18 protein-coding genes and 2 tRNA genes are annotated in these 21215 nt (G+C 55.1%); 9 read left to right on the top strand and 11 right to left on the bottom strand.

Annotated features, from left to right (window positions below; translation table 11 throughout):
• Nucleotides 1-90: 90 nt before the first annotated feature.
• The 4 genes from DPRO_RS18350 to DPRO_RS18335 all read right to left on the bottom strand — a co-directional run bounded on the left by DPRO_RS18350 (nucleotide 91) and on the right by DPRO_RS18335 (nucleotide 2396).
• Nucleotides 91-708: a tetratricopeptide repeat protein gene (locus DPRO_RS18350; protein ID WP_097013375.1), complete on the bottom strand. Its 618-nt coding sequence runs from the start codon at nucleotides 706-708 to the stop codon at nucleotides 91-93.
• A 16-nt stretch (nucleotides 709-724) separates the two neighbouring features.
• Nucleotides 725-1090, bottom strand: a complete 366-nt coding sequence (locus DPRO_RS18345; RefSeq protein WP_097013374.1) for a hypothetical protein — start codon at nucleotides 1088-1090, stop codon at nucleotides 725-727.
• A gap of 2 nt (nucleotides 1091-1092) precedes the next feature.
• Complete coding sequence (locus DPRO_RS18340; protein WP_097013373.1) at nucleotides 1093-1896, bottom strand: YkgJ family cysteine cluster protein; 804 nt, start codon at nucleotides 1894-1896, stop codon at nucleotides 1093-1095.
• Nucleotides 1897-2171: 275 nt separating this feature from the next.
• Nucleotides 2172-2396, bottom strand: coding sequence for an indolepyruvate ferredoxin oxidoreductase subunit alpha (locus DPRO_RS18335; RefSeq protein ID WP_407681392.1), 225 nt, complete (start codon nucleotides 2394-2396; stop codon nucleotides 2172-2174).
• 263 nt (nucleotides 2397-2659) lie between these two features.
• On the opposite strand from DPRO_RS18335, the gene DPRO_RS18330 reads away from it, so the two are divergent.
• The 3 genes from DPRO_RS18330 (at nucleotide 2660) to DPRO_RS18320 (ending at nucleotide 6508) form a co-directional block, all read left to right on the top strand.
• On the top strand, nucleotides 2660-3862 hold the full coding sequence (locus DPRO_RS18330; protein ID WP_097013371.1) for an aminopeptidase: 1203 nt from the start codon (nucleotides 2660-2662) through the stop codon (nucleotides 3860-3862).
• Between the two features lie 152 nt (nucleotides 3863-4014).
• The gene (locus tag DPRO_RS18325; RefSeq protein WP_097013808.1) at nucleotides 4015-5979 is read left to right on the top strand and encodes a molybdopterin biosynthesis protein; all 1965 of its coding nucleotides are present in this window, start codon (nucleotides 4015-4017) and stop codon (nucleotides 5977-5979) included.
• The gene (locus tag DPRO_RS18320) at nucleotides 5972-6508 is read left to right on the top strand and encodes a cysteine hydrolase family protein (RefSeq protein ID WP_097013370.1); all 537 of its coding nucleotides are present in this window, start codon (nucleotides 5972-5974) and stop codon (nucleotides 6506-6508) included. The genes DPRO_RS18325 and DPRO_RS18320 overlap by 8 nt, the downstream gene beginning before the upstream one ends.
• A 100-nt stretch (nucleotides 6509-6608) precedes the next feature.
• Here the strand turns inward: DPRO_RS18320 and DPRO_RS18315 are convergent, their stop codons facing one another.
• Nucleotides 6609-7136, bottom strand: a complete 528-nt coding sequence (locus tag DPRO_RS18315; protein ID WP_097013369.1) for a tetratricopeptide repeat protein — start codon at nucleotides 7134-7136, stop codon at nucleotides 6609-6611.
• An 87-nt stretch (nucleotides 7137-7223) separates the two neighbouring features.
• Between DPRO_RS18315 and DPRO_RS18310 the strand changes: the two genes are divergently transcribed.
• Genes DPRO_RS18310 through DPRO_RS18300 form a run of 3 tightly spaced genes read left to right on the top strand, consistent with a single transcriptional unit; the run spans nucleotide 7224 to nucleotide 11086 of the window.
• Complete coding sequence (locus DPRO_RS18310) at nucleotides 7224-8975, top strand: aldehyde ferredoxin oxidoreductase family protein (protein ID WP_097013368.1); 1752 nt, start codon at nucleotides 7224-7226, stop codon at nucleotides 8973-8975.
• A complete protein-coding gene (locus DPRO_RS18305) occupies nucleotides 8972-10144 on the top strand; it encodes a class II aldolase/adducin family protein (RefSeq protein WP_097013367.1) in 1173 nt (390 codons plus the stop codon). Before DPRO_RS18310 ends, DPRO_RS18305 begins: the two co-directional genes overlap by 4 nt.
• Before the next feature lie 54 nt (nucleotides 10145-10198).
• Entirely contained in the window at nucleotides 10199-11086 is an 888-nt protein-coding gene (locus DPRO_RS18300) for a CPBP family glutamic-type intramembrane protease (RefSeq protein WP_097013807.1), read from the top strand.
• A 279-nt stretch (nucleotides 11087-11365) separates the two neighbouring features.
• Here the strand turns inward: DPRO_RS18300 and DPRO_RS18295 are convergent, their stop codons facing one another.
• Nucleotides 11366-11521 carry a rubredoxin gene (locus DPRO_RS18295; RefSeq protein ID WP_097013366.1) on the bottom strand — a complete coding sequence of 52 codons (156 nt, stop codon included), beginning with the start codon at nucleotides 11519-11521 and terminating at the stop codon, nucleotides 11366-11368.
• 131 nt (nucleotides 11522-11652) lie between these two features.
• A complete protein-coding gene (gene murA, locus DPRO_RS18290; RefSeq protein WP_097013365.1) occupies nucleotides 11653-12909 on the bottom strand; it encodes a UDP-N-acetylglucosamine 1-carboxyvinyltransferase in 1257 nt (418 codons plus the stop codon).
• 69 nt (nucleotides 12910-12978) lie between these two features.
• Here murA and DPRO_RS18285 point away from each other — a divergent pair.
• Nucleotides 12979-13054: transfer RNA gene (locus tag DPRO_RS18285), tRNA-His, on the top strand.
• Nucleotides 13055-13218: 164 nt separating this feature from the next.
• Here the strand turns inward: DPRO_RS18285 and selB are convergent.
• The 4 genes from selB to DPRO_RS18265 all read right to left on the bottom strand — a co-directional run bounded on the left by selB (nucleotide 13219) and on the right by DPRO_RS18265 (nucleotide 19458).
• Nucleotides 13219-15126, bottom strand: a complete 1908-nt coding sequence (selB, locus tag DPRO_RS18280; protein ID WP_097013806.1) for a selenocysteine-specific translation elongation factor — start codon at nucleotides 15124-15126, stop codon at nucleotides 13219-13221.
• 308 nt (nucleotides 15127-15434) lie between these two features.
• A complete protein-coding gene (locus DPRO_RS18275; protein WP_097013364.1) occupies nucleotides 15435-16817 on the bottom strand; it encodes an aminopeptidase in 1383 nt (460 codons plus the stop codon).
• Nucleotides 16818-16827: 10 nt separating this feature from the next.
• On the bottom strand, nucleotides 16828-18231 hold the full coding sequence (selA, locus tag DPRO_RS18270) for an L-seryl-tRNA(Sec) selenium transferase (RefSeq protein WP_097013363.1): 1404 nt from the start codon (nucleotides 18229-18231) through the stop codon (nucleotides 16828-16830).
• Between the two features lie 6 nt (nucleotides 18232-18237).
• Nucleotides 18238-19458 carry a bifunctional folylpolyglutamate synthase/dihydrofolate synthase gene (locus DPRO_RS18265; protein WP_232005646.1) on the bottom strand — a complete coding sequence of 407 codons (1221 nt, stop codon included), beginning with the start codon at nucleotides 19456-19458 and terminating at the stop codon, nucleotides 18238-18240.
• Nucleotides 19459-19566: 108 nt separating this feature from the next.
• Between DPRO_RS18265 and DPRO_RS18260 the strand changes: the two genes are divergently transcribed.
• A tRNA-Arg gene (locus tag DPRO_RS18260) sits at nucleotides 19567-19643 on the top strand.
• Nucleotides 19644-19982: 339 nt separating this feature from the next.
• The gene (locus DPRO_RS18255; protein WP_097010253.1) at nucleotides 19983-21050 is read left to right on the top strand and encodes an IS5 family transposase; all 1068 of its coding nucleotides are present in this window, start codon (nucleotides 19983-19985) and stop codon (nucleotides 21048-21050) included.
• Nucleotides 21051-21215 lie beyond the last annotated feature (165 nt).

The raw sequence follows: 21215 nt of genomic DNA, 5'->3' as shown, positions 1-21215 counted from the left end.
GATACTATCGTAACAAAGAAAAAGGGGACCGGCCAATGCCAGTCCCCTTCAGTATAATCACTCGATGCGCGAAGGCAATAGGAATGACTACTACTTGGATTCAACTTCCTTCTTGAATTCGGGATCAACGTCAAAACCGAACTCTTCGGCCTTGGCGATGCACTTCTTGGCATCTTCCCATTCTTCAAAGTGTGCATCCACAATAGCTTTGTTGTTCCATGCCGGAGCAAACTCGGGAACCTGATCCAGAACCTGCTTGAGCATCTTGTCAGCTTCTTCGTAATCGCCCATGGCGATGAAGACAGAGGTCATGGTGGCTTTGGCCTGAAGGAAATCGTGGTCGAGCTTCAGGGCCTTTTTCAGGGCCTTATGCGCCTGGTCGACATCACCCTGCTGCAGTTTGACGAATCCGATGTTGCCCCAGGGGACAGCAAAGAAAGGACGTTCCTGCGAAGCGCGGATGTTGTAGTTCAGGCAGCTTTCGAGGTCGCCACGCTGCAGAGCGATACCGCCCAACTGAACATACCCTTCAGCCATCTTCGGAGAGTTGGCAACGGCTTCGAGAAATTCGCGTTCGGCTTCCATGAAATCACGGCGGGACAGGTAGGCCACGCCCAGATTATAGTGGGTGTTGCCGCAAGAGGGATTCTTTGCGAGTTTCGCTTTGAGGTCGGCGATGTATTCGTCGATATTGTCAAATTGTTCCATGCTTCCTATCCTTAATTTAGGGCGTTATGCCGCGTTTCTTCAGATGCTCCGCGTACCACAGACAGTAGTCGTATATGGGACGGACCTTTTCGAAATTCATTACCAGCATGACATTGAATTCGTTGACGGCATCAATATATTCCTGGTTCTTGTTCTGACCACTCTCTTTCACAAACAGATGAGTGAGTTGATCCGAGGTAAGCCCGGATGCGTCCTGGCGGATGTCGATGGGATCGAACGGTGCAGCGAACGGATCCCACTTCTCATAGCCCACGCGGTCGACGAATTTCCGACGACGCTTGGACATTTTCTCATACATGTACAGCTTGCGAGCTTCCACTTCCTCAGCGGAAAGATCTTCGTAATTAATCGTGTCTGTCATAGTTACTCGCCGCCAAGAACTACTGTCTTGGTCTCACAGGTTTCACAGGCAGATTTAGACTCGGTGCAGGAAGAACAGGCATCCCCTTTGGGAGCTGCTCCAGGTGCCACGATCTCTTGGGGGGCTGCAGCTTTTTTCTCTGCAGGAGCCTCTTCTTTCGTTTTCACACCAAGGTAATGCTCGTCATACTCGGTGACAAGCGCCATGGACAACGGCAGCAGCATATCGCCAAGTTCCTTGTAGCGGCTGTTAATGCCTTTCTGCATTTCCCTGCCGATACCGATCAGCTTGTCGATGATGATATCCATGTTCACGGTGGGATACTTTTCTCCACCCTCAAAACCGGACAGGCTGCAGGAATGCGCCTTACCGCCAATGGATGTCGGAACACCATACAGCCGGCAGGTAATGGGGCGATGCTCGTAAATGGAGCACAGATCGTTGTCGTCGAGCATGGGACAGCGGACACGCGCCTTGGACACTTCCAACAGGATTTCCTGTGCGGGGCGACCTTCCTGGCTGGCCTTGAAAACCTTGCGCTTGAGCTTGTGAATCTGACGATCCGCGGCATCAGCACGATCCATGATGGTGCTGCGCTCCATGCCGGAAAACTTTTCGTTGAACTTTGCGTTTATGTAGATGGCCTCGGGCAGGGTAATGTCGAACAGGGCATGACAGCAATCGCTGCATCCCTTGCCACATTTCACCTGCTCGCCCATCTCTTTTTCAAACTTGTCGAATACGGCATCAACTTCCGCAACGACAGCTTCGTATTTTTTGAAATATTCAGTAAAATCAAGCGCCATATGTATTCTCCTCGTCCGGCCCCCAGGACGGAACGTCCGGGCCTTGTCGGTGTTGTGATTCGTTAAATAAGTCGCAAATCAGGGCCGTCAACCGTTGAAATCGGGAAAAGAGAATTTTCGGCCATGTGAAGGAAAACGAATTTGCGTCAGATATGATTCTGGCTGCTTCCGGAGAATTCAACCGGGGACACGGTCAGAATGGTCCGGAAACAGCCAGAAAAATTGAACGGGAGCGGTAGTAACTACCGCTCCCGAAGCCATATCGAGAATCGAAATTAGTTCTCTTCGACGGTGATAGCGTCGGTTTCGCAAACCTCAACGCAGGACTCACAACCGAGACACTCATCTTCGTTCACTGCAACAGCTTTGCCATCCTGAAGCTCGAAAACTTCAACAGGGCAAACATCAACACATTCGCCGTCACCGGTGCACTTGTCGTTGTCGATAGTAATAGTGTAGCCCATTTTTCCCTCCAGAAAATAATTTGGGATTGCCTGCATTTCGCAGGCCGTTATCATCCGCACCGAAGCCTCGATTATTGTCAGCTTTCATGTGCAACAATTTGAAGAACGCGCCAGGCCGAAAAGCCCGGACACGAACTTGCTGATATATTCCAAGTCGCCCCATGTCAAGCCACGAAATGCATTCTCACCGTTACTGCTAAAACACGATTAACAAAGTCACGGTTGAGATCAGGGCCGTAGTTGTTTATTGTCACCAATCGAAACTGTCCATGCACCTTTCACATTATATAAGGATAATCATGTTTACCAAGTCCGAACTGAGAAAATACGCCGAAACACTGTGGTGGGGACTGTCTACCGCTCGCATCAACCCATACAAGCCCGGAGACTACGTTCTTCTTCGGTTTGATACCGATGCACTCCCCCTTGCCGAGGTCATGTTCGACCTGCTCATGGAAAAAGGATTGAACCCCGTTCCTCGGCAAAACATGACTGCCAACATGGAAGTTTCCTTCTATGGCAAGGCAAATGAACAGCAGCTCACCGACATCCCTTCTGGCGACAAGGAATTCATGGGAGGTCTCAATGGACTCATCTCCCTGATTGCCCCCTCTTCCCTAACCCACCTGCAGGATATTGATCCCAAGAAGATCGGCACTGCGGCCGTGGCCCGCAAATTCATGCGCGAAATCATGGAAGGTCGCGAGCAGACCGGCGATTTCGGATGGACCCTGTGCATCTACCCGACCAAAGCGCTGGCAGAATCCGCAGGCCTGAGCATGGAGGAATTCAAGGAGCAGGTCGTCAAGGCGTGTTTCCTGGATGACGATAATCCACCTGCTCGCTGGGATGACATTTTCAACGAGGCCGAAAAGGTCAAGGCATGGCTCAACAGTCTTGATATCGAGCACGTTCGCGTTCAGTCCGAAAACACCGATCTCATCGTTGTTCCCGGCGAAGACCGCCGCTGGCTCGGCGTATCCGGCCACAACATTCCCTCTTTCGAGATATTCCTCTCCCCGGATTGGCGCGGCACCGAAGGTGTCTACTACGCAGATCAGCCCTCTTTCCGCTCCGGCAACTATGTCGAGGGCGTGAAGCTGACCTTTGAAAAAGGCGTCGCCGTCAAGACCGAAGCCAAGGTCGGAGATGAATTCGTAGCCAAGCAGTTGACCCTTGATGAAGGTGCCAACCGTCTTGGCGAGTTCTCCCTCACTGACCGCCGCTTCTCCAAGATCAACGCATTCATGGCCAACACCCTGTTCGATGAGAACTTCGGTGGCGAACACGGCAACTGCCACGTTGCAGTCGGCGCTTCTTACGCCGATACCTACGCCGGTGATCAGAGCACCTTCGACAAAGCCAAAAAGAAAGAACTCGGTTTCAATGACTCAGCCCTCCACTGGGATCTGGTCAACACTGAGCAGAAGACCGTCACCGCGACTCTCAAGGGCGGCGAAGAGCGAGTCATCTACAAGAACGGCGAATTCCAGTACGAATAAATCTGATATCCACATATACATTAAGGGGAGAGGTGCCTTGTGCGCCTCTTCCCTTCAAAGCAGACAGCTTAGACAGCGAATGGCTCGTGCACAGGTAAGCCCTGTCGCACAATCACTCAATATATCTGAACCCAAGGGGAACGGGGTTGGTCATGCCGAAGAGAAATATTTATCTAAGAACGATGCCTCCGGAAGAGGCTGTACAACTGGTCCGATCCAATCTCGACCGACGCACCCTGTTCGGCACCGAACACATTGCCACCCATGAAGCGGTGGGCCGGACCACGGCCAGCCCCATTTTCGCCAAATATTCTTCCCCCACGTTCCACGCCGCGGCCATGGACGGCATCGCCGTGAAGGCTGACAGCACCTTTGCCGCACGCGAAGACGCCCCTGTCTCACTTGAGCAGGACAAGGATTTTCTGTTCGTGAACACGGGCAACCCCCTGCCCGACGGCATGAACGCCGTGATCATGATCGAGAACGTGATTCAGAAAGATGAAGTGACTGCCCTCATCGATACCCCGGCTTTCCCGTGGCAACACGTTCGACGCATAGGCGAAGACATCGTCGCCACCGAGCTATTGATCCCGCAAAACCGCGAACTGACCCCAAGCGATATCGGCGCACTTCTCTCGGCAGGCATCTATGAGATTGAAGTCAGGGAAAAACCAAAAGCCATATTTCTGCCCACCGGCGACGAAGTGCTGAACTTCCTCGACAAGCCAGCGCCAAAAGCCGGACAGGTGATCGAATCCAATTCGCAGGTATTCAAAGCATACGCCGATTCATGGGGCATTGATGCCAAGTGGAGCGCCCCGGTCCCGGACGACGAGGAAACCCTGCGCTCCAGCGTAATGAACGCCTTGCGGGACAACCACATCGTCATTGTGGGCGCAGGGTCCAGTGCCGGTTCCAAGGATTATTCAAAGCGGGTGTTCGAGTCCATCGGCACCGTGCTCGTACACGGTATCGCCGTCATGCCGGGCAAGCCGACCTTATTGGCTATCACTGATGAGCGAAGCGGCCATCCGGGCAAACTGCTGGTAGGCGCTCCCGGCTATCCGGTGTCGGCCATTGTCTGCCACGAAAAGATTCTCGCTCCCATTGTCTCCTGGCTCCAAGCCAAGGCAATGCCCGAGCGGGCCGAAACAACGGTCTCACTCGCACGCAAGACCCCATCGAAACCCGGCATGCGCGAAGCTCTGCGATTGGCGGCTGGTCGCATCGGCGACAGAATCGTTGCCGCACCACTGGCCCGAGGCGCAGGTATGATCACCACCATGACCAAGGCGCAGGCCGTAGCCTACATCCCCGAGGACGTGGAAGGTGTCGAGGAAGGAGAAAACATCAACGCCGAGCTGCTGGTCCCTGCCGACGATCTGGATCGAGTGCTGGTTCATGTGGGGAGCCACGACAACACCATCGACCTGCTCGCCAACGAACTGATGGGGCTGTCTGTTCCCATGCGCCTTGTCTCCAGCCACGCCGGTTCCATGGGCGGGCTTACAGCGCTAAAAAGCGGCTCGGCCCTGTTTGCCGGAGCACATCTTTTCGACCCGGAAACCGAAGATTTCAACTTCCCCTTCATCCAGAAATACCTGCAGGGCATGGATGTCACGGTACTCAACCTTGCCATCCGCCATCAGGGATTGATCGTAGCCAAAGGCAACCCGCACAACATCAGCGGCATCGACGACCTGGCCCATGATGGCATCGTTTTCATCAACCGCCAACGAGGCGCCGGGACACGTATCCTGCTGGATCACCATGTCAAAACCGCAGGGATCAACCCTCGGGATATTCAGGGATACGACAACGAAGAATTCACCCACATGGCAGTGGCCGTGAACGTGCTGACCGGAGCGGCAGACTGCGGACTCGGAATCTACGCCGCTGCCAAGGCGCTCGATCTCGACTTTGTCCCTCTGGCTCACGAACGCTATGACCTGATCATCCCCACACAGCATCTTCAGGATGTTCGGATTCAGACTCTGATCAAAATGATTGCCTCCGATGAACTGAAAGAAAAAATCAGCGAACTCGGTGGATACGAAACCACGCTGACCGGTCGGATCATGCAACCGGGGGAAGGGCTGGGCAACACCAATGGCTAACCGAACCGCATTGATCGTGGTGGATGTGCAGAACATCCTTTTTGAAACACCGGGGTGCACACTGTTCGACGAGCAGCGTGTCGTGGACAACATAGAGCGCCTTATCAGTAAAGCGCGTTCGACAAATACGCCGGTGATCTACATCCAGCATACAACGGAAGGAGAAGGAAGCGAGTTCGCCGAAGGCTCTCACAACTGGGAGATCATTGAGCGCATAGCTCCGGATACGAGCGACGACATTTTCCTGAAGCACACCTATGATGCGTTCACCAATGTCGGATTGAAGCAGAAATTACTGGAGATTGATGTTGACCGGCTGGTGTTTTGCGGCCTTCAGACCGAGGTGTGCATGGATACGACCATCCGCAGTGCTCTGGCCCATGGTTTCACTTCCATCCTGGCCGGAGATGCGCACAGCACCTATGACACGAAAGCCTTACCCGCAGAAAAGATCATTGCCCATCACAACCTGACTTTGCATCGCCGGTTCTGCACCGTCATGGACAGCGAAGATATTGCATTTGGTTAATCAGAGACTGTCGGGTGCTTCCCGCTAGCACGGCAAGCACCTAGCACCTTGATCGTCTGAAGGACTGCTCCTGATGCATGAGCGTCCTCCATTGCCCCGTCTAGGCCACTCCGTCACCGGCTTCGCTGATAGCGGTCTCAACAGCCTCGGCTATTTCCGCAGGCGAATCGACCATGCCCTCTTCCATCATGCCGATCTGAAGATTGAGTTCACGTTGAACGCCGATGGCCTGGGGATTGAAATACTGTTTCCAGAGGGCGACCGCTTTTTCCGGCTTTTCCAACCGCACCATGGTCAGACCAAGATAGAGCAGCGCGTCCTTGTACTCTCGCTGGATACGCAGGGTCCGCTCAAATTCAAGCTTTGCCTGACGGTATTTACCGACCTTGTACAGGCAGACGCCACAGCGATAACGCACATCGGCATCGTTCTTGTCGCAATCAATGCACTCTTTATATTTGGCCCGAGCCTCTTCCCATTGCTCGTCCACATACAGCGCATTGGCTTCCTTGATGGTATCAATGGCTTCGTCAGTGGATGCAGCCGGTCCTTCAGGCTTTTCATTCTTGATACGGCGAACAGCACCAAACAGGAAATTGCGTCGGGATTTATCTATTTTTTTGGCCATAATTCTCCTCCGGTGCGACAGAATACCCATTTCACGATTGCGGTCAACTGATTGCCTTTTCAGGGGGTTCGTGAAAGTATCCACTTCATGACTCGACCCACTTGCGGCTGGACCGGAAAGGTCCTGCATATCGACCTCACCACTCGCGAAACCGTGGTCCAATATCCTGCCCGCGCCATCTATGAACAATTCATCGGAGGCAAGGGAATGGCAGGGTATTATCTTCGCCCGTTCTGCACCCGCGAGACAATGGACCCGGACCTCCCATTACTCATTTTCACCGGGCCGCTCACCGGCACCATTGCTCCGACGTCGGGCCGCAGCACCATCATGTCGCGCTCTCCCTTGACCGGGGCAATCTGCGACTCATCCGTGGGCGGCAAGCTCGGAACCCAGCTCAAGCGAGCCGGATGGGACGGCATTGTCATCACCGGCCTAAGCGACACACCGTGCGGCATCGAGATCGACGATGAAACCATCCGCATCGTGACAACCGATCTATGGGGGGCAACCTGCGACACGGTTTTCGACGCCCTTGACCGAAACGGGAACGCTGTGGCGACCATCGGGCCTGCAGCCGAAAACGGAGCACGCATCAGCGCGGTGATGGTCGATCGCCACCACGCTGCCGGCCGGGGCGGACTGGGGCTCGTTTGGGCGCAAAAAAATCTGAAATACCTGACGGTGAAAGGGACCGGCAAGGTAGCGGTACAGGATCAGGCCGCACTCAAGGAAGCGCGCGAGGAAATCTTTCGACTGACTGCAGCCTCGCCGGTCGTGCTGGGGCAAAACGGATTTTCCTGCTGGGGAACCGGGGCCATATACGACCTCATGGACTCCCGCCGCATGATGCCCACCAACAACTTTCGCGACACGCAGTTCAAGGATGCCCCGCAACTCAATGCCGCCGCCTACCAAAAGGCATACTCGCCTCGAAAGCACGGCTGCAAGGGGTGTCACATTCTCTGCAAAAAGATTGCAAGTGATGGGCGGACCATGCCTGAGTTTGAAACCATGTCCCACTTCACGGCCCTTATCGGCAACACCGACATGGACCTCGTCATGGAGGCCAACGACCTGTGCAATCGATACGGGCTGGATACCATCTCTGCCGGAGCCACCCTCGCCTGCTATCGTGAGATAACCGGCAAGGACTTCACTCCGGCCAGTCTCAGGCAGGCCCTCCAGGATATGGCCGAAGGCGGTTACCTTGGCAACGGTTCACTGGACTTTGCCCAGTCCTGTTCCCAGCAGGAACTCTCCATGTCCGTCAAAGGCATGGAACTCCCGGCCTATGATCCACGCGGTGCATACGGCATGTCGCTGGCCTATGCCCTGTCCACCCGTGGCGGCTGTCATCTGCGCGCCTACCCCATCAGCCATGAGGTGTTGCGCAAGCCGGTGGCCACCGACCGTTTCTCATTCAGCGGCAAAGCTCGCATCGTCAAACTGGCTGAAGATCAGAACGCCGTGGTTGATTCGCTGACAGCGTGCAAATTCACCTTTCTCGCAGCCAGCCTCGAAGAGTATGCCAAGGCGTACACGGCAGTCACCGGTGTCGCGACCACCGGCCACGACCTCCTCGCCGTGGGCGAACGCATCTATTACAATGAACGCATCATGAACGCGGCCAATGATTTTGACAGTTGCGAAGACGACCTGCCGCCCCGCTTTTTCAATGAGCCCGGCACCTCGGGCGGTGGTATTGAAATACCCCCTATTGATAGGGCTGCCTTTCTGGAGGCTCGAAGCAGCTACTACAAGGTGCGCGGCCTTGATGAGTACGGACGCCCAACACCGGAAACGGCCAAGCGCCTCGATTTGGAGCTTGAGCAATGAAACAACTGTGCGATAAATACGCGGCAAAAATGGTCAAGCAGGGACTGACCGCTCCGGGCGAACCGATCATCGGCGGGCTGGATGCCGAACTTGTCTGGAACCGCGATGATGCCCGTTGCGAAATACTGGAATCGGTTTTTCGAGAACTGCCCATCAATTCGCTGGTCTTTGCCAAACCCGCCGCCCCGTACGCAACCATCATTGACTTTCTTGCCACGAGGTACCCGGAGACAATCCGGCCTCAAGACACCGAGACCCGAACCTTTCTGCATGATGTTCCGGTTTGCGAGACCTTCTCTGCCCCGGCGATCATCGATGCACTCAAAAAGCGCAAAGCAGTGATCATTCCCGGGGAAGGTATTGTCTCCTTTGGTACGGTGACGCCCGAACAGGGGTTCGTATTCTATTCTTCCACAGTCTTTGCCTGCTTCGTCCTCTTTTTTTCTGAATACATGGCAGCGGCCCGGCGTGGAACAATCGACGAAGCCTACAAAGCCGTTTTCAAACAAGTGGTTCGGCAACTCCCGGCTCCACGGACCGAACTCCCCAATCTGCAATCAGCCCCCCTTCCTGACGAGGAAGCCATCCTCGGTGCGATGGCCGAAGCAGGACGGGCCGTTGTCGGTTACGGCCTGGTGGATTCCTTTTTCGGCAACATATCCTACCGCGACAACGACATTGTCTACATCAGTCAGACCGGTAGTTCCCTTGATGAGTTGGAAGGATGTATCGATCCCTGTCGAATGGACAAGAGCACGACCCACGGCCTGACTGCTTCGTCAGAGCTTTCAGCCCACGAAGACGTGTACCGGCGAGCAGACGTCCGCTGCATACTGCACGGGCACCCCAAATTTTCCGTCATCATGTCTATGGATTGCGATAAGCCAGACTGCGAACTGCGCGGCAAGTGTCATGTCTTGTGCAACGAGTGCCGAACCATGGAAGGCATCCCCATTGTTCCGGGTGAAGTGGGTACCGGCCCCACCGGGCTGTGCAACACCCTGCCGCCCGCCGTTGCTGCCAGCGGAGCGGCCATTGTTCACGGGCACGGCGTGTTCGTTTCCGGCGAGTCGGATTTCAACGAGGCGTTCGCCAGACTACTCTCTATTGAAAACCAAAGTCGTGAGCGCTACTTCTGCCTGCTAAAGGAACTTGGCACTCTTCCATAACAACCGCACTGTAGATATGGACGAAGGCAACGACCTCAGCTACATTCCATGCCCATGACAACACCTGTACGCACTTCCAGTCTCGCTCCCATCCTGTGGTTTCTGACCATTACGTTTGGCGTCACGTACACCGTTGAATTCAGCCTGATCAACTCCGGCATACGGTTTGATGCGAACACCATACAGACAGCTCCCGCACTCTGGCTACTGGCTGTCATGTGGATTCCGGGTCTGGCAGCCCTCTTCACAACCATTTTCGTGGAAAAGCGCCCTGTATCGGAGTTGCGAGAAGCCCTCCTGCTGCGCATGGGATCCATCGGCCCGTACCTGCTGTTCATCTTCCTGGCACCAATCATTTTTGCCGCCATGTACGGCTTGAGCTGGGCATTGGGGTTGACCGAACCCGACCTGACCATGGCCGCCCTGAGCCGAGCCACCGGCTCCACGGAACAAATCACCACCGACACGGTCCTGTACCTGATGCTGCCCATGTCGATTTTCATTGGACCGTTCATCAACCTGGCTTTCGGCCTGGGCGAAGAACTGGGATGGCGCGGTTTTCTGCTGCCGCGCCTGATGCCGCTGGGCAAAATACCGGCCTACCTGCTGCTGGGAGTTCTTTGGGGATTGTGGCACGCACCGCTTATCCATGTCGGGTTCAACTATCCGGGTCATCCCATGGCCGGAATCGCCATGATGTGCCTGTTATCCGCGACCTTTGGCATATTCCTGAACGAAATGTCGCTCCACTACCGCTCGGTCTTTCTGGCCGCATTCATTCATGGAGCGGTCAACGCCCAGGGCTATGGTATCTGGTCGTGGGTCTTCCCCGGTATTGATCCGATACTTGGCGGCAGCATGGGATTGACGGGGGCGTTTGTCTGGCTGCTGACAGGAGCCGCGACCATGTTCATCCTTTCCCGACTCCGCAGAGAACAATAACTCCCTCCCATACAATAACGAAAGCCCCCGCAGATGCAGGGGCTTTGTTTCAAATTGCTTTTTGGGGTTGCCGAGAGCCGAGCTTCAGCCAAAGGAATTTTTGTTTGTTCCGTTGTTGCCTCGATTCCGCACCTAATTACAAGTAATGAGGTATGTTGATCGTTGACTGGAAACAGTCCTTTGTTCTTGCCTTCATAATACGCCACTCAAGGGGCAATGCAAGCATTTTCGTTCACTCAAGCTGTCTTTTTTCAAAGAGCCGACAACGCGCTAAAACTGTTAGACTTTCTCAAAATATTCTTTTTCCGCGCCACAGAGGGGGCAGACCCAATCGTCCGGAAGATCTTCGAACTTGGTTCCGACTTCGATATTGTTTTCCGGATCGCCTTCAGCAGGATCGTACACATAACCACAAGGGCATTCCCATTTATCCATAACAGAGTCCTCCATACGGTTTACAGATTTGATATCAATGTATCACAGGCTGCATCATATTCAAGAGCAATATAAAAAAGGGAAAAACCGGAACCGGCACAATGCACCGGTTCCGATGAGTAGTAAGCGTATTATGCCTTAACCCGTTTGATGCGGGCGCCGACGCCGGAGAGTTTGGCTTCGATGTTTTCGTACCCGCGATCGAGATGGTAAATGCGTTCAACCGTGGTGCTGCCACCGGCTGCCAGACCGGCAAGCACGAGCGAAGCACTGGCGCGAAGGTCGGAAGCCATGACCGGAGCACCGGTCAACTTGCCAACACCGTGTACCATGGCCGTGCGCCCTTTCAAGCGGACATCCGCACCAAGGCGGACCAATTCCAGCACGTGCATGAAACGGTTCTCGAAGATTTTCTCTTCGATGGTACCCGCTCCCTGTCCAAAGCACATCAGGGCCATGAGCTGGGCCTGCATGTCTGTTGGGAAACCGGGATGCGGCAGGGTCGTAACATCAACGTTCTTGAGCAAACCGTTAGCCCTGCGCACCAGAACGCCCCCTTCTTCCTCCTCAATCGAAACGCCCATTTCGCGCAGCTTGGAGCTGACGGAATCCATGGCGCTGATAGGACAATCAAGAATTTTCAATTCACCGCCGGTGATGGCTGCGGCAACCATGTAGGTTCCGGCCTCGATGCGGTCGGGCATGACCCGGTAGTCGCACCCCTTGAGGGAGGACACACCTTCGATGGTGATGACCGAGGTACCGTGTCCGGTAATCTTGGCGCCCATGGCATTGAGGAAGTTGGCAAGATCTTCGACTTCTGGCTCACGAGCGGCGTTTTCCAGAATGGTGGTGCCCTCGGCGAGACATGCAGCCATGATCAGGTTCTCGGTGCCGCCCACGGTGGGAAAGTCGAGGGTGATGTGTGCGCCTTTGAGGCCTTCAGGGCAGTATCCCTTGATATACCCTTCGGTCAGCTCGAACGTGGCACCCATTCGCTCCATGCCGCGGAGGTGCAGATCGACGGGACGCGCACCGATGGCACAACCACCCGGCAACGCGACGCGGGCTTCGCCGAGGCGAGCCAGCAGCGGGCCGAGGCAAAGAACGGAAGCGCGCATGGTCTTGACCAGCTCATAGGGAGCTTCAGGTTTGAGGCCATTGCAGGTGGAGGTCGCATCATTGCCGTCGAAGGTGGTTTCGCAGCCCAGAATGTTGAGCAGCTTGAGCGACGTGTGAATATCCGCAAGTCTTGGAACATTACTCAGGTTGACCGTGCCTTCCGCAAGAAGGCATGCCATAAGTATTGGCAGAGCAGCATTTTTCGCTCCGCTGACCTGAATAGAACCTTGCAGAGGGACCCCGCCTTCAATGATAAGTTTATCCATGAGTTACCTTTTTTTTATACTTTTACTTGACCGCCGTGGAAACGTTCGCTAGATAGTCTCCCTCACACGGTGGGTGTAGCTCAGTTGGTAGAGCACTTGGTTGTGGCCCAAGTGGCCGTGGGTTCAAATCCCATCACTCACCCCAAGTGATCCCTAAAAAGGGCGGAATGAACATTCCGTCCTTTTTTCTTTTGTTGTCTGAACTTACCCATTTCATCCGATTACATTTGTCCTTGATTACTGTGAATGCAGCGCCCCCGGCACGGAGGCGAATACGTACGCTTGGCGTAAAACCACTGCTCCGAGGTGTCAAGAACGTTTCCTCAGGTGACGCACATCACCGACGCGCACCGTCACCTTTTCCTTATCAAAATATTCCAGCACCGGAATCAGGTACTTGCGGGACAACCCTGTCACGCCCTTGAAATCCGGAGCGCTCATTTCCTGCGAATCCGCAAAGAACGCCAGCATACGGGCCTTGATATCGTTCAGCGCTGCTGCGTGGTAGTACATGTCGTCTTTAACACGAATCAGCTCGCCCTGTTCCTGTAGCACACGAAAGACCGGTGCGGCTTCCTTGAAATCCATATTGAGTTGTTCCAGCACATCCTTCAGATTCGGCGGAGTAAACCCACCCTCCTTGTATGCACCGAGGATGATCTCGCGCACCTTGGCCTGATCCGAAGCCATGGACACCTTGTGATCCTTGAGCCGCAGGACTTCCTGCTCGGCAACGATATCGCCCTGTTTGAGCAGTCGCTCCACAATGAAGTGAAAAAACTTCTGCGGAAGCGCCTTCCCCCACGAAGAGGCCAGTTCGCCTCGCTGGACGCCGGGCTTCATGGAATGCTTCTTGTGAAAATCTCCAAGGAACGCCAGCAGCTCATCCGATAGACGACGTGCCAGTTCCCCGCCACCGTATCGGCGGGTCTCCTTGTCAAAGAGAATAGCCTTCTGCTGCCCGCCAAGAACGCCCAGTGTTTTTTCAAGGGCCTTGGATTCCATGTTGGTCATGGTCAGCAGTTCATTGAAGGTGCGACCTGTCGGGCCAGCCAGCTCCAACTGGGCGGCAGCAACTTCGGCAGGGTCCTCGGCAGCCAGTTGCCCGAGCATGTCCACCTGATCGGAAAAACGCTTGATCTTGTGCCCCACCGGGCCGATGACGCGCCCACCGGCAAATGCCCGGAGCGGAGAAAAGGAACGCAGCACAATACGGTCATCATAGACACCGGCCAGCGGTTCGATGAAGCGAACCTGACACACAGCGGTCTCCCCCGGCAGCAACTCCTCACGATCGAGCAGGAAAATCCGGGCCAGCACTTCACGTGCGCCATGATGAAAATGTATCTCCCGACGATGCTTCAGCGGGATGTGCGAGGACTCCAATACCGTCAACTCGATATCCCAGACATCGGACGGAAACAGCGTGCCGGGACGGGCCAACACGTCACCGCGCCTGATATCGTCCACTTCCAGGCCGTGCAGGTTCACGGCGGTCCGCTTGCCTGCCTCGGCGGTCTCCACGGTTTCGCCATGGGATTGCAGGCCGCGCACCTTGCTCTCGACTTCGCGAGGATACAGCAAAACATCCTCACCTATGGAGATGGAGCCGGAGATCATGGTTCCCGTGATGACGGTGCCATGCCCTTTCATGGAAAAAACACGGTCAGCCGGAAGCCGGAACAAATCGGAACGGCGTTTGGGCTTGTACTCGGAAAGCAAGGTGCGGATTGCGCCCTTGAGTTCGTCGATGCCTGCGCCGGTATGAGCAGAAACCGGAATAATCGGCGCACCACCAAGGAACGTGGGTTCAAGATAGTCGGCCACTTCCTCTTTGACCATATCCAGCCACTCGTCATCGACCATGTCCGCCTTGGTCAACGCCACAAGACCTGTTTTCACGCCAAGCAACTGACAAATTTCCAGGTGTTCCCGAGTCTGGGGCATGATCCCTTCGTCGGCAGCGATAACCAGCGTGACAAAGTCGACGCCAGTGGCACCAGCGACCATATTCTTGACGAATTTCTCGTGGCCCGGAACATCCACGATGCCGACGCGATCCCCTTCGCCCAGATCGAGATGAGCAAAACCGAGCTCAATGGTGATGCCCCGCTTTTTTTCCTCGGACAACCGGTCGCAATCAATGCCGGTCAAGGCTTTGACGAGTGTCGTCTTGCCGTGATCGATATGTCCGGCTGTTCCCATGATAACTGGCATATATGTATCCTTATCTTTCCTGATCCATTTGATTCGGGTACCAAGGGGCGCATAGTAGTGTAAATCGGCTCCAGTCACAAGAAAACAACACTCGCCATGGACCGGCACCAGGGAGGTCGTCATGCCCATACCCTTTGAAGGCCCTGCCGTCTTTGTCGCAGACATCTACAGGTCTCGATGATTTCATGAAACATTCCTGGGTTCCCGTGGATACGGACGTAGCCATGCGCTCAGAACCACTTCGCCCCACCAACAAAAAAAGGCGCAGGATACTCCTGCGCCTTTTCAATTCATAACAATGTCGCCATCTAGTTTTTCAGGAACTCCCTGAAAGCCAGCGTGCAGGCGTAGATATCCGCCTTGGACGATATCTCGAAGGGTGAGTGCATGGAGAGCACCGGCACACCGACGTCAATGACATCCATGCCGTAGATGGCGAGGAACTTGGCAACGGTACCGCCGCCTCCGACGTCCACCTTGCCCAGTTCGGACATGTGCCACGGAATTCCCGCGTCATCGAAAATGCGTCGCAGCCAGCCGATGAAATCGGGGTGCGCATCGTTCGCGCCGACCTTGCCCCGGTGTCCCGTGAACTTGTTGAAGCAGGGACCATAGCCGAGTCGTGCCGCATTGAGCGGTTCGTACACATCCTTGAAATCCGGGTCCATGGCAGCGGAAACATCCGCAGACAGGGCCGAACCGTTGAGCATGACCTTGGAAAGACGGACACCGGGTTCCCAGGAATCCAGCAGTTCTTCCATGCAGTACTCGAAGAACAGCGAGGTAGCGCCCGTGGCTCCGACAGACCCGATCTCTTCCTTGTCCCAGAACAGCACGATCTGAGCATATTCCGGCTCCGGCTCTTCCAGGAAGGCCTCCAGTGCGCAGAATACGCTGGACCGGTCATCCTGACCGTACCCGCCGATCAGAGACTCATCCAACCCGACGTACCGGGCCGGACCTGCCGGAACAGCCTGCATTTCAGCACTGATGAAATCGGCTTCCTCAATGTCATATTTCTTGTGCAGCAACTCGAGCAGGTGACGTTTTACCGGTGCCTTGATCTCATCATCCTTCTTGCCCTTGCCCACCGGGGATTGCCCCATGACAATGTTGAGCTTTTCGGCCTCAAAGGCATCCTCCACCTTCTTGGACATTTCCTTGGCAGCGAGGTGCGGCAGCAGGTCGGTGATGGTGAATACGGGATCGCCCGGATCTTCACCGATACACACGGTTACTTCGGTGCCGTCCCTTTTGACCACGGTTCCGTGCAGGGCCAGCGGGATGGCGAGCCAGTGGTATTTGCGAATACCACCGTAGTAATGGGTTTTCGCCAGTGCAATGTCGGTGTCTTCATAGAAAGGACGCTGCTTGAAATCCAGACGAGGGCAATCGCCATGCGCGCCCAGAAGACGGAATCCTTCGCTCAGCGGACGCTTGCCCTTTCGAGCGAGGAAGCAGGTCTTGTTCCGGTTGAAGCGATACACCTGCGACGACTTGAGATCATCAGCAAACCCGGCTTTTTTCACCTTCTTGCGGACATAGTCCATGACAAGCCGTTCGGTTTTGCATTCGCTCAGAAATTCCACATACCGTTTGGCCATGGCATCCATGGCTTTGCGATCTTTTTTACCGGCATAGACTTCCCAGGCCGATTTCGGTTCGTATTCGAGGGTGTCTTTTTTACTCATGAAATAATCCTTATTGCAAAGAGTCCACGGCCTGCCGCAGAGCGGACGCAGCCAGTTTCAATTCTGTAGAGGTCAGTGTGCGCGGATCGAGCAGGAACAGATCGTCCTCGATGCGCGCAACCAGAGGCGGATCGGTATTGAGCAATTCCTCACGCAGGTCCTCGGCATCAACACCGTCCACTACCAGTGTGATCATGGTTCCGGGAAGATCGTATTCGGGGAACGCACCGCCACCCACTCGGGAAAATCCTTTCTTCATGGCTACGGTTGCCTTGACGCCCAGCTCTGAGCGAATGGCATCCGCCAACCTTCTGGCCTTGCTTTTGAGCGATTCCTGTGAAGCGGTGATCATGCGCAGCGTCGGAATCTTGCGTCGGGCCACATCCATATCGAGATAGAGCCTCAGGGTCGCCTCAAGGGCGGCCAGGGTCATCTTGTCGATGCGCATGGCTCTGTTGACCGGATTCTTCTTGATACGATCAATGTACTTCTTGCGACCAACAATGATACCGGCCTGCGGTCCGCCGAGCACCTTGTCGCCGGAGAACGATACAACGTCAGCACCCTGCGCAACCACTTCCTGCACGGTCGGCTCACCCATCAAGCCCTCACCCTTCAATGAATAGAGAGAGCCGCTTCCCAGGTCTTCGATGACCGGCAGATTGTATTTGTCGCCCAGCTTGCGCATATCCGGCAGGCTGACCTCCTTGGTGAAGCCCACGATACGGAAGTTGGAAGTATGTACCCGCATCAGCGCGCCGGTGTCCTCGTTGATGGCGTTTTCGTAATCATGAACGTGCGCACGATTGGTGGCTCCGACCTCGTGCAAGGTCGCGCCGGATTTGGTCATGACATCCGGTATGCGGAACGAACCGCCGATCTCCACCAACTGCCCGCGGGACACGATGACCTCTTTCCCCTTGGCAAGGGTTTCGAGCATGATGAAAACCGCAGCGGCATTGTTATTGACCACAAGGGCGGCCTCGGCTCCGGTGATATCACACAGAATCTGCTCCACATGTGAGTACCGGCTGCCACGCTGTCCTGTTGAAAGATCGAACTCACAGTTTGAGTAATGTCCACATGCCTCGGTAACCGCTTCGATGGCCGAACGTGCCAGCAAGGAGCGCCCCAAGTTGGTATGCACCACAACGCCTGTGGCATTGAGCACCCGCCGAAAATGCGGTCTGGAATGGGCGCGGACGTACGCGATCATGCGCGGAAGCACAGCCTTCAACTCCAGTTGATCAGCCGTGGTTACGGCACCGGACCGGATTTCCTCACGGCAAACATTCAGAAACGCATCGGCCTGATCCTTCACCAGCGGGCGAGGCAAGGCGGCGATATCTTCATCCTTGGTCAATTCGTCCAGAATCTGATCCATGGACGGGAGGTGTCGGTATAATTCACTCATTATGATCTATCTCTGTGAAGTCAGGAATTCAGGGTACAAGCTATAAAACTCCGCAAGTAAATACAAGGAACCGCAAACCAGAACAGGTCCTTCCATGTCCTCGCATGAGGCAAGGGCCGCCTGCATGGAGTCGGCAGTACGAGCCCTATCACCAATTTTGGCTGCCAGTCCATCAGGATCACCTGCCCTGTCATTCTGCATCTGCGGTATAACAATAGGTCCGTCGGTCAAGGCGAGCAATTGAGGAATTATCGGTCCGGCGTCCTTGTCACCCAGACAGGCAAAAATCACAGCCGAAGGGCGAACGCCTTTCGAGCGAAGGGCAGCGGTCAATGCTTCAAAAGCGTGGCCGTTGTGCGCGCCATCAAGGATAACCGTTTGCCCATTCAGTTCGACACTCTGCATCCTGCCCGGCAAGAATGCGCTCTTCAATCCGAAGCGCTCGGTCTCCGGCAGGCTTCGCACCTCCTGACCGGCAGCATACCAACGCCAGCCAGCCAATCCCAACTGAGCATTGGTGGATTGGTGGATGCCGTCAAGGCCCAGCGGTTCCTTCACCGGCTCGGCGATATCAACGGAGAACATGAAACGAGCGCCCACGTCACGAGCGCGGGCCTGCAACTCATTCATCACCTCACCTTCCTGCGGGCCGGTGATAACCGTCCCTCCATGGTGGATGGCTCCGGCTTTATCGCGGGCTATATCAACCAGCGTCGGGCCGAGAATCTCCACATGATCCATGCCGATGGGCGTGTACAGGGTAAGAAACGGGCTGAACACGTTAGTCGCATCATAGTCTCCGCCCAGCCCTGCCTCCATAATGGCAAGCTGCACCTTGTTGCGTTCAAAGGCGAGCATGGCAAGGGACGTCTGAAATTCAAAGTAGGTCAGCGAATCAGCACCGGGAATAGCCAGCAGTTCATTGGCCAGCTCCACCCATTTCTCATGGGAAAGCATGGCCCGGTTGATCTGCACCCGCTCTCTCGGTGTCACGAAATGCGGCGAGGTAAACATGCCCACCTTGACGCCGTGAGCACGGGCCAGGGAGCACAGGAAAGCCGAAGTAGACCCCTTGCCGTTGGTGCCGACCACATGTACCACGGGAACTTCAGGAATGCCCCGTTTTTCCCAGACGGCATGCATCCGATCCAGGGTCAGGTCCATGTGAAAAAGCCCCAACCGGTCCATATAGGCAGATAATTCGGAATAATTGGTAAAGTGTGTCACCCCACATACCTATCAGGAAGCGTGACCGGCGAAAACCCAAAAGATTCACCTATAACACCACTTAACACTTGACCTCAGGCAAGTCTCTCTTATATCAGGAAGCCCAGCGCGCCAGTAGCTCAGTTGGATAGAGCATCGGCCTTCTAAGCCGACGGCCGGGGGTTCGAATCCTCCCTGGCGCGCCAGTATTTCAAGGGACTTACGGTCATGCCGTAGGTCCCTTTTGATTTTCTCCTAGGCTTACTCTTGGTATATAAAGCTAGAACCGCAAAAGAGTGGAGTTCTAGCTCTCCCCTTTCCTTCTACCCAACAGCACATATCGACGAAAGAGCATACGTCTATAAAATCAAGATTTAGGGCTTATTATGCCTTCAATCAATGGAGGACACAGAACCTTGAAGCGTTATCGGTTTTTTGATATAAAAAAGAGACTTATAGGGCTATCTAACTTGCTTCGACTTGATATAAATGAGACCTCTGCACGGCAAATCCCACACTTTTACTCTTTAACTATTTGATTTATTATGCTATTATTTCTCCATCCAAAGGAGGAAGGCATGGCTATTCGGCAGAAAGGACCTCGGTTGGGTGATTACTTCCTGGGGCACCGCAGAACCAAGACCACATTTCTGGATGAGATCAACGAACTCATCGACTGGCAGCCCATCAACGCCTTTCTGTGCAAGAAGATCAGGCGCAAGGCCAACGCCGTGGGCAATCCCGCCTATCCGCCTCTGGCGATGTTCAAGATTCTGCTCTTGCAGCGTTGGTACAACCTGAGTGATCCGGGCGTGGAGCAGGCGCTGCTCGACCGGCTCTCCTTTGTCAGATTTACCGGTTTTTCCATCGAGGACGACGTGCCGGACGAGACCACCATATGCCGTTTCCGTAACGGTTTGATCCGCCTGAAGGTGCTGGACTCCTTGCTCGACATGCTTAACCGCCAGCTTGAAGGACAAGGGCTTCTTGTCCGTGAGGGAGCCGTGGTGGACGCCTCGGTAGTCGAGTCGCAGCGGCGGCCGCGCAAGGTTATCGACGTGATGCCTGAGGACCGTTCCGAGGACGCCGAAGAACAGGATGGGCCGGTGGACTGCCGGGTCAGCTATTCGGATGACGAGGAGGCGGCCTGGCTCCGCAAGAGAAATCGGGCCTATTACGGCTACAAGCTCCATGCCGCGACGGACAGTCGAGACGGGTTTCTGCTCTGTGGTCACATCACTCCCGCGAACCATTCGGACACGGGCGAATTCGAGCGGCTCGTGAATGGCGTCGGCCTTGATCCCGGCGCACGGGTTTATGCGGACAAGGGCTATTGCAGCGGGAAGAACCGGGACATTCTGTTTGATCGCGATTTGGAGGACGGAACCATGGACAAGACGCCTCGTGGCGGCAGGCTGACAGACTTCGAAAAGACCCGCAACCGTGACATCAGCAGCATTCGGCAAATAGTCGAGCGGGCCTTCGGCACACTCAAACGTGGCTACGCATTCTTTCGGTCCCGATACGTGGGTCGTGAGAAGGTGGAGGGAGAGTTCCACATCCTCGCCATGGCGTTCAATTTGAAAAAAGCTGTTCGACTGGCGCGAGCCTGAAGGGAGAGGTGCGTCCAAAATCCGGCATTTCGGCCAGAAATGGCAGGAAAAGGCCGGGAATGAGCCCAAGCTGGGGTGCGGTCAGAACATCAAATTGGGTGCGGAGCGCAAGGCACGGACGCGAAAAGGGGATGCGCAGAGGTCTCATAAATGGTCAAGTAGCGG

The organism is Pseudodesulfovibrio profundus (assembly GCF_900217235.1).
In the GTDB taxonomy this organism is placed as follows: Bacteria; Desulfobacterota; Desulfovibrionia; order Desulfovibrionales; family Desulfovibrionaceae; genus Pseudodesulfovibrio; species Pseudodesulfovibrio profundus.
The sequence above is the reverse complement of the archived record's forward strand: the minus strand, read 5'-3'. Positions and strand labels throughout refer to the sequence as shown.

Coding starts and splice junctions, on each gene's coding strand:
- DPRO_RS18315 (WP_097013369.1), bottom strand. CDS start 7,136: ATGGCCAAAAAAATAGATAAATCCCGACGCAATTTCCTGTTTGGTGCT.
- DPRO_RS18345 (WP_097013374.1), bottom strand. CDS start 1,090: ATGACAGACACGATTAATTACGAAGATCTTTCCGCTGAGGAAGTGGAA.
- DPRO_RS18310 (WP_097013368.1), top strand. CDS start 7,224: ATGACTCGACCCACTTGCGGCTGGACCGGAAAGGTCCTGCATATCGAC.
- DPRO_RS18275 (WP_097013364.1), bottom strand. CDS start 16,817: ATGAGTAAAAAAGACACCCTCGAATACGAACCGAAATCGGCCTGGGAA.
- DPRO_RS18255 (WP_097010253.1), top strand. CDS start 19,983: ATGCTATTATTTCTCCATCCAAAGGAGGAAGGCATGGCTATTCGGCAG.
- DPRO_RS18325 (WP_097013808.1), top strand. CDS start 4,015: ATGCCGAAGAGAAATATTTATCTAAGAACGATGCCTCCGGAAGAGGCT.
- DPRO_RS18305 (WP_097013367.1), top strand. CDS start 8,972: ATGAAACAACTGTGCGATAAATACGCGGCAAAAATGGTCAAGCAGGGA.
- selA (WP_097013363.1), bottom strand. CDS start 18,231: ATGAGTGAATTATACCGACACCTCCCGTCCATGGATCAGATTCTGGAC.
- DPRO_RS18300 (WP_097013807.1), top strand. CDS start 10,199: ATGACAACACCTGTACGCACTTCCAGTCTCGCTCCCATCCTGTGGTTT.
- DPRO_RS18340 (WP_097013373.1), bottom strand. CDS start 1,896: ATGGCGCTTGATTTTACTGAATATTTCAAAAAATACGAAGCTGTCGTT.
- selB (WP_097013806.1), bottom strand. CDS start 15,126: ATGCCAGTTATCATGGGAACAGCCGGACATATCGATCACGGCAAGACG.
- DPRO_RS18335 (WP_407681392.1), bottom strand. CDS start 2,396: ATGCAGGCAATCCCAAATTATTTTCTGGAGGGAAAAATGGGCTACACT.
- DPRO_RS18320 (WP_097013370.1), top strand. CDS start 5,972: ATGGCTAACCGAACCGCATTGATCGTGGTGGATGTGCAGAACATCCTT.
- DPRO_RS18330 (WP_097013371.1), top strand. CDS start 2,660: ATGTTTACCAAGTCCGAACTGAGAAAATACGCCGAAACACTGTGGTGG.
- murA (WP_097013365.1), bottom strand. CDS start 12,909: ATGGATAAACTTATCATTGAAGGCGGGGTCCCTCTGCAAGGTTCTATT.
- DPRO_RS18295 (WP_097013366.1), bottom strand. CDS start 11,521: ATGGATAAATGGGAATGCCCTTGTGGTTATGTGTACGATCCTGCTGAA.
- DPRO_RS18350 (WP_097013375.1), bottom strand. CDS start 708: ATGGAACAATTTGACAATATCGACGAATACATCGCCGACCTCAAAGCG.